The 12,206-nt window shown below is 64.2% G+C and carries 13 protein-coding genes; 7 read left to right on the top strand and 6 right to left on the bottom strand.

The annotated features are described in order from the left end of the window. Window positions 1-6: 6 nt before the first annotated feature. Window positions 7-792 carry an IclR family transcriptional regulator gene (locus A2J02_RS23285; protein ID WP_068054238.1) on the bottom strand — a complete coding sequence of 262 codons (786 nt, stop codon included), beginning with the start codon at window positions 790-792 and terminating at the stop codon, window positions 7-9. A 147-nt stretch (window positions 793-939) separates the two neighbouring features. On the opposite strand from A2J02_RS23285, the gene A2J02_RS23280 reads away from it, so the two are divergent. Genes A2J02_RS23280 through A2J02_RS23265 form a run of 4 tightly spaced genes read left to right on the top strand, consistent with a single transcriptional unit; the run spans window position 940 to window position 4,793 of the window. Continuing rightward, window positions 940-2,526, top strand: coding sequence for an MFS transporter (locus A2J02_RS23280; protein WP_068054236.1), 1,587 nt, complete (start codon window positions 940-942; stop codon window positions 2,524-2,526). Between the two features lies 1 nt (window position 2,527). After that, on the top strand, window positions 2,528-3,031 hold the full coding sequence (locus tag A2J02_RS23275; RefSeq protein WP_068284007.1) for a DUF3237 domain-containing protein: 504 nt from the start codon (window positions 2,528-2,530) through the stop codon (window positions 3,029-3,031). A 1-nt stretch (window position 3,032) separates the two neighbouring features. Next, window positions 3,033-3,962: a VOC family protein gene (locus tag A2J02_RS23270; protein ID WP_068054226.1), complete on the top strand. Its 930-nt coding sequence runs from the start codon at window positions 3,033-3,035 to the stop codon at window positions 3,960-3,962. A 3-nt stretch (window positions 3,963-3,965) separates the two neighbouring features. Then, the gene (locus A2J02_RS23265) at window positions 3,966-4,793 is read left to right on the top strand and encodes a fumarylacetoacetate hydrolase family protein (protein WP_068054223.1); all 828 of its coding nucleotides are present in this window, start codon (window positions 3,966-3,968) and stop codon (window positions 4,791-4,793) included. Between the two features lie 30 nt (window positions 4,794-4,823). Here the strand turns inward: A2J02_RS23265 and A2J02_RS23260 are convergent, their stop codons facing one another. The 3 genes from A2J02_RS23260 to A2J02_RS23250 form a co-directional block, all read right to left on the bottom strand. Then, on the bottom strand, window positions 4,824-6,050 hold the full coding sequence (locus A2J02_RS23260) for an AGE family epimerase/isomerase (RefSeq protein WP_068054220.1): 1,227 nt from the start codon (window positions 6,048-6,050) through the stop codon (window positions 4,824-4,826). Between the two features lie 40 nt (window positions 6,051-6,090). After that, window positions 6,091-6,648, bottom strand: a complete 558-nt coding sequence (locus tag A2J02_RS23255) for a dihydrofolate reductase family protein (RefSeq protein WP_068054217.1) — start codon at window positions 6,646-6,648, stop codon at window positions 6,091-6,093. Window positions 6,649-6,717: 69 nt separating this feature from the next. Next, entirely contained in the window at window positions 6,718-7,128 is a 411-nt protein-coding gene (locus A2J02_RS23250; protein WP_068054214.1) for a RidA family protein, read from the bottom strand. An 81-nt stretch (window positions 7,129-7,209) separates the two neighbouring features. On the opposite strand from A2J02_RS23250, the gene A2J02_RS23245 reads away from it, so the two are divergent. The 3 genes from A2J02_RS23245 (at window position 7,210) to A2J02_RS23235 (ending at window position 9,730) form a co-directional block, all read left to right on the top strand. Beyond that, complete coding sequence (locus A2J02_RS23245; protein ID WP_068054212.1) at window positions 7,210-7,578, top strand: winged helix-turn-helix transcriptional regulator; 369 nt, start codon at window positions 7,210-7,212, stop codon at window positions 7,576-7,578. A gap of 59 nt (window positions 7,579-7,637) precedes the next feature. After that, window positions 7,638-8,669 (top strand): DUF2087 domain-containing protein, encoded by a 1,032-nt coding sequence (locus A2J02_RS23240; protein WP_068054209.1) that lies wholly within the window; start codon window positions 7,638-7,640, stop codon window positions 8,667-8,669. Window positions 8,670-8,779: 110 nt separating this feature from the next. After that, window positions 8,780-9,730 carry a manganese catalase family protein gene (locus A2J02_RS23235; protein WP_068054204.1) on the top strand — a complete coding sequence of 317 codons (951 nt, stop codon included), beginning with the start codon at window positions 8,780-8,782 and terminating at the stop codon, window positions 9,728-9,730. A 52-nt stretch (window positions 9,731-9,782) separates the two neighbouring features. Here the strand turns inward: A2J02_RS23235 and A2J02_RS23230 are convergent, their stop codons facing one another. Together A2J02_RS23230 and A2J02_RS23225 are read right to left on the bottom strand one after the other, a co-directional pair. Next, complete coding sequence (locus tag A2J02_RS23230; RefSeq protein WP_068054202.1) at window positions 9,783-10,874, bottom strand: spore photoproduct lyase family protein; 1,092 nt, start codon at window positions 10,872-10,874, stop codon at window positions 9,783-9,785. Between the two features lie 47 nt (window positions 10,875-10,921). Then, window positions 10,922-12,206: putative bifunctional diguanylate cyclase/phosphodiesterase (locus A2J02_RS23225; protein WP_156516355.1), on the bottom strand; the 1,285-nt coding region annotated here is incomplete at its 5' end.

Genomic DNA, 12,206 nt, shown 5'->3' with positions numbered 1-12,206 from the left:
GACACGCTACGAACTGACGACGGCCAATCTCGTCGACAGCGCCTGCGCCGCGGCCCGCACTGCGGTGACGAGCACGTCGGTCCGGTCCTCCGGAACTCGACGCCTGATCGCGACGATGCTCAGTGCCGCTGCCACCGAACCGGACTCGTCGAAGATCGGCGCGGCGATTCCCATCGCATCCGGGTCCACCTCGGCGACGGTCAGGCCGTAGCCGGTGGTGCGGATTCGCTCGAGGCGATCGACGAGGCGATCGACGTCGGTCAACGTTCGATCGGTGAAGCGTTGCAGCTCGTGCCGACCCAGAATCGAGCGGATTTCCTTCTCCGGCAACCAGGCCAACAGCGTCAGCGCCGACGCGCCGGCGTTGATGGGCAGTCGACTCCCCCGCTCGTAGCTCAGGCGCACCAGTTGCTTGGCTCCCTCACACCGCTCGATGCACACTGCCGTGTCGTCGACGAGCCTGGTGAGCAACACGGTTTCGCCCACCTCATCGGCAAGTTCGCGCATCACCGGTTGGGCGATCGTCGTTAATCCGTAACCGCGCCGGGCCAATCGAGCAAGTTCGAGTACCGCGACACCCAACCGAAAGCCGCCGTTGGGGGCTTCCTCGAGAAACGATGCGCCGACCAACGTCTGCAGATATCGATATGCCGTGGAGCGGGCACTGCCGAGAGCCTCGGCAACATCGTTCGCGCTGATCTGCAGCCGATCCTCGGTGAACATGCCCAGGATGATCAGCGCGCGGTCGGCCGTGCTGTTGCGTTCTCTGTATCCACTCGTTTCCGAAGCCATGTCGCCATCATAGTTCTGACTGTCAGGACTGCAGTGTCATCAAACGAACCAGCACTCTTGACAGCTGTGATCCAGGCCATGAACACTGTCCTGTATTAGACAACAGCAGTCCTGCTGTACAGGACACAGCCTCCGGACGAGGAACACATGAAACCCACCCAACACAAGCTGGATCGCGGCACGCTCATCGCCTGCTGCCTCGCGATCGGCGTCGCCCAGATGGGCGTCTCGCTCGCAGCGCCCATTCTCGGCGTGATCCAACGCGACCTCGGAGCGAGCGCTGCGGCGCTGGCCTGGATCCCGGCCGCGTTCATCCTTCCCACCGCCATCCTCGAGCTCAACTTCGGCTTGCTGGGCGACATGTTCGGCCGCAAGAGGCTGCTCGTCTGGGGCGGCGTGCTCGTCTTCGTCGGGGACGTCGTCGCCGGAACGTCGGGAACGCTGACGCAACTGATCGCCGGGCAGGCCATCGCCGGACTCGGTGCTGCCGCAATCTTTCCCACGTCACTGGCCATGCTGGTCTCGGCAACCCCGGAACGTCAGGAGCGAGCCCGCGCCCTGTCTCTCTGGGCGGTCAGCCTGGCGTTCGGTGCCATGATCGCCCCGCTGATCAGCGGGTTCGCGGCCGAACACTTCAGCTGGGGCTGGTCTTTCGCCATTCCCGCCGTGCTGGGTCTCGTCACCGCAGGCGTCAGCGCCGCGGTGATCGTCGACTCGCGTCATCCCGCCGGACGCGGACTGGACTGGCCCGGCCAGATCACCATCGCCGTCGCATTGCTCGCGCTGCTGTACGCGGTGATCCAGGGTTCGGTGGACGGCTACTCGAGCCCCGTCATCGTGGGCACCTTCGTTCTCGCCGTAGCGTCGTTCGTCGCGTTCGTCATCAGCGAGCAGCGAGCCCGCACGCCGATGTTGAACCTCGCGCTGTTCCGCACCCCGGCCTTCGCGGCGGCCGCCCTGATCGGTTTGCTCGCGATGTTCGGGTTCATCGGAACCGCCTACGCACTCAGCGTGAAACTCGAAGCGATCCTGCACGTCAGCCCGCTGCAGGCAGCTCTACCGTTCGCCCTCATCCAAGCCGTACCGCTGCTCCTCACTCCGTTGCTCCCGCGCCTGTTGATGCGCGTCGCGGCCCGCACCCTGTTGGTCACCGGGCTTTCGGCACTGGCCATCGGTCAGATATGGATGGCTCAGCTACCGGGCGACTCCACCTCACTGCTCGCCATGACCGGCCCGATTCTGCTGCTCGGCACCGGCTTCATCACCATGTTCACCGCACTGACGGCCGTCGCCGTCGGAGCCGTCGCCATCGACTACGCCGGAATGGCAAGCGCGGTCACCAGTCTCGTTCGCGAAACCGGCCAGAGCCTCGGCCCCGCGATCGTCAGCGCCGTGGCCTTCGGAGTTGCGGGAGCCACCCTCACCTCCAACCTGTCCGACGGTTCCCTCCCTCCCGAGGCGGTGGGCGTGGCCTCCGGCGTCGCCGAACAGGGCGGACCGCTGGCGGTGGCCAACGCCGACCTCGGCCCGATCTCGGATCTCGTTGCACCCCTTGCTCGGACGGCTCTCGAAACCGGACTCGACATGGGCATCTACGTCTGTGCCGGGGCCACCGTCCTGGCTGCGCTCATCGCCCTCGTCATCCCCGGCGGAGCCCCGAAGGGCCTCGATGCGGCCCCGATCGATGCGGCAGCGTCACCTGCGGCCGGGCGACTGCTGCCGGCAGGTGAGTGAGATGTCCACGCCCACTCTGAATCACGTCTTCACCCTCGACGTCGAGCTGGCTCCCCCGGTGCTCATCGGGCCGACCCCGCACGGAATGCGTCGAGTCATCCCGATCACCGGCGGTCGATTCCACGGACCGGCCGGATCCGGAACGATCCTGCCCGGCGGTGCGGACTGGAACCTCGTGCGTGCCGACGGCATCACCCATCTGTGGGCTCGCTACACGATCGTCACCGACGACAACGTGCCCATCATGGTCACCAACGAGGGCTGGGGCACCCAGGACGACGCCACCATGGACCGCATCTTCGCCGGCGGCGGTGCCGACGTCGACCGCTGGTACTGCTCGACCAACCCTCGATTCGAAGTGGCCGACCAAGAGTGGAACTGGTTGAACCACAGCGTGTTCGTCGGACACCTCTTGCCCCCGAGCCGCGGCGACCGGGTTCGGGTCACCGTCTACACCGACGCCCCCGTTCCCACCCCATCGACGCCCCGAAAGGCGGATCACTGACATGACCACTCCGACCAGGAATACACTGCAGGAAGGTGCTGTGGGCACGCTGCGACAGACAGCCGTCTCGCACATCGGTTTCACCGTTCCCGACGTCGCCGCCACCGCCGACTTCTACGGCCGCACCGTCGGTCTGACGGTGCAGGAGGAACTCGCGAGCGGCGGCCTGCGCCTCGGCTGGGGCCTCGGACACCATGTTCTCGATCTGACCGAAGGTCCGAAAGGACTGTCTCACTACGGCTTCGAAGTCCGCGACTCCGACGGTATCGCCGGAATCACCGCGCGACTGAAGGACGCAGGCCACGATGTCGCGGATCTGGATCCGTCCGTGATCGACCATGCCGTCGGCGTACCGTCGGGCATCTCGGTGACCGACCCCGACGGCACGACGGTGCATTTCCACGGGCCGGTCGCGCGCCAGGGTGAGAACGCTGCCGATCCGGGACGACGCCCGATCAAGTTCCAGCACACCACTCTCGGCACCGACAACGTGGCGCAGATGGTCTCGTTCTTCGTCGACACCGTCGGGTTCCGCATCTCCGATCAGCTGGAGGACGGCAAGTTCGCGTGGTTACGCAGCGACCGCGATCACCACACCCTGGCCGTCGTCGAGAACGGCAACCCCGGCAATCTCGACCACTACTCCTACGACCTCGCCGAGTGGGAGGACTTCAAGTCCTGGTGCGATCGCCTCCCCGAGATCGGCGTCGACGTCGTCTGGGGCCCGGGCCGTCACGGCCCCGGCAACAACCTGTTCGTCTTCTTCGACGATCCCGCCGGCAACCACATCGAGCTCTCGGCCGAGATGGAGAAGTTCCACGACGACCGAGCCACGTACGTGACGCGGCAGTGGCGTCCGGTACCCGCGTCGGTGAATCTGTGGGGCGGACAACTGGCGAGCTGGCGCAAGACGAGTGAGAGCGAGATCTGACCGATGGCCTACATCAGCTACGAGCACAACGACATTCGCGGAGTCGGCGAGGTCGACGGCGACACTCTGATTCCGCTGCAGGGCATCGACGCGATCGGACGGACCAGCTCGCTCGAGGCACTCGCCGGCGCGGATCGGCTGACCCAGGAGCGCCTGCCGATCTCGGACGTGCGGGTGCTCCCGGCGGTCACCGACCCGGCCCGAGTGATCTGTGTCGGCCTGAACTACCGCGACCACATCGCCGAAACCGGACGCGAGTTCCCCACGTATCCGGTGATGTTTCCCAAGTACGCCTCCAGCCTGATCGGGGCCTACGACGACATCGCCGTCCCGCCGGAGAGTGCAGAGGTGGACTACGAGGGCGAGATGGCCGTCGTCATCGGACGCACCGGTCGGCGCATCACCGAGGAGAGCGCGCTCGATCACGTTCTGGGCTACACCGTCGCCAACGACATCACGATGCGTGACTTCCAGTACAGGACGCACCAGTGGATGCAGGGAAAGGCATGGGACGCAAGCACTCCCCTCGGCCCCCGCATCGTCTGCCCCGGCGAGGTGGACCTTGCGAGCTGCGGCATCCGCACCGTCGTCAACGGCGAGAAGGTACAGGAATCGGATCTGTCGCAGTTGCTGTTCACGGTGCCGAACTTGATCGCGACCATCTCCACGTTCACCGCCCTCGAGCCCGGTGACGTCATTCTCACCGGCACCCCCGGTGGCGTCGGATATCGCCGGAAGCCGCAGCTGTTGCTGAAGCCGGGCGATTACGTGAGCGTGGAGATCGACGGTGTCGGATCGGTCAGCAACAGACTGGTGGCGGAAGTGCTCTGAGGCTTGGTGCTTGGCTGTCTTTGATGGACGTCAGTGCGAATTGCGCTGCAGCACAGCCACCATGCTCGAACCCGGTTCGTATCGACTGATCCACGTCGCCTGGACGGCGTGGTAGAGATCGGGCTTGCCGCTCCACACCGTCGCGGCCGGACGATTGCTGCTGTCGAGTTCGTGATGCCAGGAGCCGTCGGCGCGGTCGAGGAAGTATTCGGCGGCGACATCCCACCAGGTGCGGTAGTCCTGCTCGTAGCGGTCTTCTCGGGTGTGGCGCGCGAGTGTCGCCGCCGCACCGATCGCCTCGCACAGCACCCAGTGCAGACGTTCGGTCACGACCGGCTCCCCCGACCAGTCCGTGGTGTAGACGAATCCGGGCGTTGGCCCGAGTTGCCAGCCGTCGACCGCTGCGCGGTGGTAGAGCGCTCGGGCGGCGGCGATACGGTCGTGCCCGCTCGCATCGAGGCTTGCCTGCACGAGAAGCCGGGCCCACTCGAATCCATGGCCGACTGTGGCTCCGTAGGGCTTGAACTGGTTGGCGGTGTCGTCGCTGTTGTACTCGAGCTGCGGGATCCACTCGGCGGTGAAATGCTCCGGAACACGCCAGTCGTTCGCTTCGGCCCAGCGACATACGTTGTCGCAGATGCGCAGTGCCCGCTCGCGCCAGATCCGCGGTGCGCCGGCATCTGCAGCGGCCAGCAGTGCCTCGACCATGTGCATGTTGGCATTGATCCCGCGGTAGTCGTCGAGCACGGACCAGTCCGCAGTCCATGTGTCCGAACACATCCCGTGATGATCGTCCCAGAAACGACGTTCGACGGTATCGAGTGCCTCGTCGAGAAGCTGTCGGCCATGGGGGTGCCCCACTGCGGTGGCAGCCGACGCGGCAAGTACCACGAAGGCATGCGTGTAGGCCGATTTCACTGCTTCGGGCGAGAACGCGTCGGCACTGGACTCGAACCAACCACCGTTCGTGCTGTCTCGCAACGTCGTCAGTAATCCCTCGAACACCCGATCGGCTTTCCTCCGAGACCCCGGCCGTCCCAGCATCGAGGCGAGAAAGTGCACATGCGCCATCCGCGCGGTGATGTACGTATGGGCCGGATGATCGAGGTCGGGGTTCCCTCGGCCGTCCAACCACGCGGCACCACCGGCCGGGTGGTCGAGTGTGGTTCCGAAATCGAGAAGCCTCGACGATTCGGTGTCGAGCCACAACTGATGCGAGGGCAGCGTCAGCCAGCTGCGACCATCTCCGGTATCCATGTGTTCATTGTGCGCCCGACGAGAAAGCACCCGACGCCGGTCAGCGAGAGACGCTGTAGCGCAGGTACATCCATCCCGATACCGGGAAGAGCTTCTGTTCGGCGAGAACGAGGTCGAGGTGATGTCCCACCGGAAAGTAGGGCTTGCCACTGCCCAGGATCGTCGGCAGCAGGATGACCTCGAATTGATCGATCAGGTCGACCAGTGAGGCTGCCAAGGCTGCTCCTCCCACAGCCAGCGTTCCCTCGGTCTCCCGCTTGAGCCGCTCCACCTCGGCGATCGCGTCTGCGCTGCGCACCAGGCGGCAGCCGTCGGGAACGGAGTCGAGGGTGTCGGAGAAGACGATCCGGGGAGTGGCCTTGTACAGCTCGGCGAACTCCGCCTCTACTTCGTCGCCGTCGAGGCGTTCCGGATCTGTCCAGAAGTCTTCCATGGCCTCGTACAGTCGGCGTCCGAACAGAAACGCAGCGGTCGCTTCGGTCTGCCGATTGGAGAATCGATGTGACTCCGCGTCGGGCACCGAGAAGTCGAGACTGCCCGCCGAGTCTTCGATGTAGCCGTCGAGGGAAACATGCATGTTGTAGGTCAGTATGGCCATGTCACTCCTGGGGTCGGGTGGATTCGAGAGTATGACTTCGACGGCCCCCGGAATTCACCGGCCAGCAGGTCAGTCCAGGATCGCGGTGGCCTCCACCTCGACGAGAACGTCGGGCTCGAACAGGTAGTCCACGCCGATCAGCGACGCAGGTGGCATCGGAGTAGGTAGTCCGATCTCCTCGACGACGCGGGTGACGCCGTCCATGAACTCACCGATCCGCTCCGGAGCCCAGTGCGTGACGTAGAACGTCAGCCGCAGGACGTCCTCGAATGTTGCTCCTGCACCGGCCAATCCGATCGCGGTGTTGCGCAGCGCCTGCGCCACCTGCCCGGCGAGGTCGTTCTCGGCGATCACCGACCCGTCCTCGTTGCGCGCAATCTGACCGCTGACGTGGATATGTCGAGACCCCTGGCCCACTGCTACGTGGTGATACGGGGTGGGTTGCATCATGCCGGACGGGGTGAATCGAGTGACGCTCATGAAGTTCCTCTCGTGGTGATCGAATCGGGGTATACCATTGATACTTGGTACACAAAGGACACTTCAAGGGAACCTGGTTTCATGACCGATACCGCAGATGGCGCGACAGAACTGACGATCAGCGCCCCACACCGTGAGCTGCTGGACCAGGTGCTGGACAAGTGGTCGCTTCAGGTGCTCAACGAACTGTGTGAGCGCCCTTGCCGATTCAACGATCTGCGCCGCACAATTCCCGCGGTGACTCAGAAATCCCTCACCGCAACGCTGCGAAAACTCGAACGCAACGGCATCATCGAACGGACGGTTCTCAGCACTCGCCCGGTAGCGGTGGAGTATCGAATGACGCAACTGGGCAAAACTCTTCGGGCACCCGTCGACGTGCTGTTGGCCTGGGCGGCCGCTCACATGCACGAAATCGACAGCGCACGAGATCGATTCGACGCTCTCTGATCCGCTCACCGCAGCAGCGTGCTGCCCGAACGTTCGAGATCTCGGAGGAGAGGTACACCATGGCGAGCAATCCACAGCACTCCACCGCGCGCGCTGACGCGTTGCTGTCCGGCCTGGTTGCGATGCTGCAACCGAAGAAAGTGGTCACCGTGGGTGCCGGCAGCGCCGGAACCGCATTGTCGCGGGCTCTCGAATCGGCGGCACCCGAAGTCTCGCCCCAACTCTGGAACTTCGTCGCTAGTCCCAGCGAGTCGGTCACCGAGTCCTTGTTCGACTTGCCCCCTCGGGATCTGCACGACATCGGCCCATTCGACCTGGTCTGGATCGACGATGAATCCCTGGTGTCGAACGCACGGATCCTCCGTACTCTGTGGCCACACGTTGCGAAGGGAGGCGTTGCCGCCGTACAGAACTCGTTCTCTCCGGCTGGGTCGAATCCTCTGTGGAATGCCATTCTGCGTTTCGGTGCCGACGACATCGAGACCCTGACGCTTCCGGGAATCGGCCTTCTGAAGAAGCGATCGGAGCCCGTTCGCGAGGTCGATTTCACCGACGAGATGGTGTCCGCCACCGGGGTTCCGCTGCGGTTCGAGTCCATCGGCGTGCACGACGATGCGCCGCTGCTGGACCACGCGACCGGCGTGCTTCATGCTCTCGCGGATTCGGATCTTCGGGCGGTCCTCTTCGCGATCGGCAGTGGAGTCTCGACACTGGCTGCGCTGCAATCCCACACGTCACTGTCGGTCCGTGCGACACACAAAGCGATCGCACGCCTGCTGACCCTGTCGGTGGTGACCCGGGTGGACGATCGACTCGTTGTGGACGAGAACACGGTGAAGAGTTTTCGGAATCTTCCGCGCACGACGCCCCCACCGACCGACATGTCTCGGTACAGCCGGGACCGACCCGAATTTCTGAAGGCAATCGCACGCCAGCTGAGTACGACGGGATGGTCCTCGGAGCATCAGGTCAACGAATTGTGCAGCTTCTTCGGCGACGACTACGCGACATTGCGACGCGAGCTCGTCGACACCGGGTTTCTCGAGCGAAACAGCGCAGGTTCGATGTACCGGGCGCAGAGCAACGACTAGATCGCCTGGCCCACGGCCATGCGGAGGGGGCCCAGGATTCGGACGACGGCGTTGCGGGCAACCACTGGGTGAGGGCAGCAAACTTTGCTGGTCGCCATTCGGAGGTTTCCATGTACCTGCACGTTCAGTCACTCATTCACGACATTGCCACCGACGAGCCCGATCCGGCCGCCGCGAACGCCCTTCAGGAGGGCCTCGGTGGACAGTTCGGCGAGATGCGCACGATGATGCAGTATCTGTTCCAGGCCATGAACTTTCGTGGGGCTGCGGCCAAGCCGTACCGCGATCTGATCCAGGGAATCGGCACCGAGGAGATCAGTCACGTCGAGCTCATCGGCACCACCATCTCACGGTTGCTGGACGGCTCGCCGCAGTACCAGGGCAAGCTGGAAGACCCGCTGGACACGCCCGGTGCGGGCGGAGCCACTCCGTTGAATCTCGCTCTGTCACAGGGCAATATCCACCACTACCTCGTCGGAGCACAGGGCGCACTGCCGGTCGACTCCGTCGGCAACCCGTGGAGCGGTAGCTACGTCTACAACTCCGGCAATCTGGTTCTCGACCTCATGTACAACCTGATGCTCGAGTCGACCGGCCGCCTCCAGAAATGCCGGATGTACGAGATGACCGCCAACAAGGCTGCGCGATCGACTATTTCGTACCTGATCGTGCGCGACCAGGCGCACGAGAACGGCTACGCGAAGGCCCTCGAAACCCTCGGCGTCGAGTGGAAGAAGACGCTGCCGATTCCGAAGACCAACGCCGAGAAGTTCCCGGAGGTCCAGAAGTTGGTCGAACTCGGCCTGCAGAGCAAGCAGTACAGCTTCGACCTCACCGGGGCGTCCGAGGCCGGACGCATTTACCAGGGCATGTCGCCGTCCAAGGACGGCACCGACCTCGATGCCAGTGAGCAGGCCCCCGCCGGCGCTCCGATGAAGATCTCACCCGAGCGACTCGAGGAGTTCGCGCCCGGACTCGACACCGACCTCATGGAGCTCATTCAGCAGACGGCCGAGATGGAGATGGCAGATATCGACGCCACGTTCGGAAAGATGAAGTAACTCGGATACTTTTGTAGCCCGACCTCCATCGCACGACGGAGGTCGGGCTTCGTCACGTCCAGTACAGCAGCTGCGCTTCGGGTAGGACTGATTCGAGTTCTTCCACGAACCACGTCCGCATTTCCGACATCGTGTCCTTCGGGTAGACGTACTTCACGCCACCGAACTTGTTTCTCTTTGCTGTGCGGGCACTTTCGTCCATCTCGAGCTTCGTCCCCAGGTACCAGCTCAACAGCACGTCCTTGCTCGACGGCGTGAACCGATGAGTGATGATCTCGGCAGTCAGGTCCAGATCGGGAACGTCACCCAACGCCTCGGCGACATTCGAGAGAAGTCGGCCGTACTGCTCTCGCCACCCCGGGATGGGCATGATCGGAGCGATGGTGAGCCCCACTCGATATCCGGCCAGCGCAAGCTGCCGTAGCGCCTCGATTCGAGCAGGCATCCGCGCAGTTCCGCCCTCGAACCGATGCGCGATGTCATCGGCATTGACCGACAAGCGAACTCGGGTACGGCGTCGGTGGTCCAACGTCACCAACTCGGTGACGTCGTCGAATTTGGTCGTGAAGCGCAACGACACGTCATCGCCGTAATCCCCCGCGCCCACTCGACGAACGGCCTCGGCGAGGGATCCGGTCACATGCTCGATACCCAACGGATCCGTATAGCAGGACAACTCGAAGGTGGTTCCCTCGTGCCCACGTTCCTCGGTGCCGGAGGTGATCGTGCCGCGGCCTGCGTGGGTACCGATGCCGGACAGTACGTCGTCGATGTTGGCGAACACCCTGGTGATCGGCGGCCCGGACAACGACCCCGCCAGATAGCAGTACTGACAGTGGGCCGGGCATCCCTTCGCCAGATCGATACGCCAGTCGGCGCTCGGCGGAATCGGTTGTGGATTCAGCACACTCGGTGGTGCGACCACCACGGCCATCGTCGTCTTGGCTCGCGCGTAGGTCTCTCGCTCGGTCTCGCCCCGTAGACCCGTCAGGCGGTCACCGGGCAGCACGTCGATCTCGGTCACACCGGCCGCTTCGCACCGTCGAACTATCTCCGCAGTGTGGGGAAGCTCCGATGCAGACCGCGTGATCAGGACGCGCGACGGCGTCCAGAGTCGAGTGGGTGCAGAGAGGGTGTCGTCCATTATCTGGAGTCAACGCCCGCACACGGTGGATCCTTCCCGTTTCGGGGTTACGAGATCCAGGTGTTCGACGGTACCTCGGCGGGCCTACCCAACAGATAGCCCTGTCCTTGAACGAAACTCGGCAAGGCGTCGAGCTGGTCGGGGGTTTCGATGCCTTCGACCACGCACCCCAGATGTCGATCTCGGGCGAGGTTGATGATCGCCCGAACGATACTGCTGCTCGTCTCGTCGCTGGTCATCGTGGCGGTGAACGACCGATCGATCTTCACTGCGCTCACGGGCAGTGTGGCCAGATAACGCAAGCTCGCGAATCCGGTGCCGAAGTCGTCGATGGCGATGCCGACACCCAACTCACGCAGTTCACCGAGCTGACGCAGCATCGAGGAGCCGGACTCGAGCAGCACCGACTCGGTGAGTTCGAGAATCAGGTCCGCCGGAGCCATTCGGTGCCGTCCCAGAGCCGCGCTCACCACAGCAGCCATGTCCACGTGTTGAGCCTGCCGGGCACTGAGATTGACGGCAATCGTGACGGGGACACCCGAGTCCGAATCGAGCGGGTTCGCCGTACGCCATCGCACCAGAGTTCCCAGTGCGTCGTCCAGCACACGCTCCCCGAGCTCGGAGATCAGACCGGTGTCCTCGGCCACCGGGATGAATCGGTCCGGCGTAATTCCTGCGCCCTCGTCGTCACGCAAGCGCGCGAGTGCCTCGAAGCTCGTGAGCGCTCTGCTGTCCAGGTCGTAGACCGGCTGATAGACGACGTTCAGCCTCGCAGCTCCGCGGTGTTCGGGATCGAGGGCACTCCGCAAGGTCCGCTCGATGTAAGCACGCTCGAGGGCGTTCGCGCGCAGCGCGTCGTCGAACAATTCGATCCGGTCCTTACCGAGTTGCTTGGCCCGGTACATCGCGGAATCCGCGTCCCGCAGTACCTCCTGCGCGCTGGCACCCTTGCGAACCAACACCATGCCCACGCTGGCCGACACCACGTACTGGCTGCCCTGATACACGATCGGCGCGGCGAGAACCGCTCGGATGCGCTCGGCGACGCGTTCCGCCAACCCGGCACCGGCACGCTTGTCGGCACCGCGCTCGGCCGGCAACGCATCGACGACGAGGACGAACTCGTCACCGCCGACACGGGCGATCGAATCGTTGGCTCGCAGCACCGACCGCAGCCGTCGCGCAACCTCGACGAGAACCGCATCACCGGCAGCATGCCCGCCGGTGTCGTTCACTCGTTTGAATCCGTCGAGATCGCAGAACAGCACCGCAGCAGCGGCTCCCGTGCTCTCACCGCGTGCGATCGCCGAGCCGATACGGTCGAGCAGCAGC

It is taken from the genome of Rhodococcus sp. EPR-147 (genome assembly GCF_001647185.1).
Lineage (GTDB): Bacteria > Actinomycetota > Actinomycetes > Mycobacteriales > Mycobacteriaceae > Rhodococcoides.
The sequence above is the reverse complement of the archived record's forward strand: the minus strand, read 5'-3'. Positions and strand labels throughout refer to the sequence as shown.

Coding starts and splice junctions, on each gene's coding strand:
- A2J02_RS23250 (WP_068054214.1), bottom strand. CDS start 7,128: ATGAGCGTCACTCGATTCACCCCGTCCGGCATGATGCAACCCACCCCG.
- A2J02_RS23260 (WP_068054220.1), bottom strand. CDS start 6,050: ATGGATACCGGAGATGGTCGCAGCTGGCTGACGCTGCCCTCGCATCAG.
- A2J02_RS23270 (WP_068054226.1), top strand. CDS start 3,033: ATGACCACTCCGACCAGGAATACACTGCAGGAAGGTGCTGTGGGCACG.
- A2J02_RS23235 (WP_068054204.1), top strand. CDS start 8,780: ATGTACCTGCACGTTCAGTCACTCATTCACGACATTGCCACCGACGAG.
- A2J02_RS23245 (WP_068054212.1), top strand. CDS start 7,210: ATGACCGATACCGCAGATGGCGCGACAGAACTGACGATCAGCGCCCCA.
- A2J02_RS23265 (WP_068054223.1), top strand. CDS start 3,966: ATGGCCTACATCAGCTACGAGCACAACGACATTCGCGGAGTCGGCGAG.
- A2J02_RS23285 (WP_068054238.1), bottom strand. CDS start 792: ATGGCTTCGGAAACGAGTGGATACAGAGAACGCAACAGCACGGCCGAC.
- A2J02_RS23275 (WP_068284007.1), top strand. CDS start 2,528: ATGTCCACGCCCACTCTGAATCACGTCTTCACCCTCGACGTCGAGCTG.
- A2J02_RS23280 (WP_068054236.1), top strand. CDS start 940: ATGAAACCCACCCAACACAAGCTGGATCGCGGCACGCTCATCGCCTGC.
- A2J02_RS23240 (WP_068054209.1), top strand. CDS start 7,638: ATGGCGAGCAATCCACAGCACTCCACCGCGCGCGCTGACGCGTTGCTG.
- A2J02_RS23255 (WP_068054217.1), bottom strand. CDS start 6,648: ATGGCCATACTGACCTACAACATGCATGTTTCCCTCGACGGCTACATC.
- A2J02_RS23230 (WP_068054202.1), bottom strand. CDS start 10,874: ATGGACGACACCCTCTCTGCACCCACTCGACTCTGGACGCCGTCGCGC.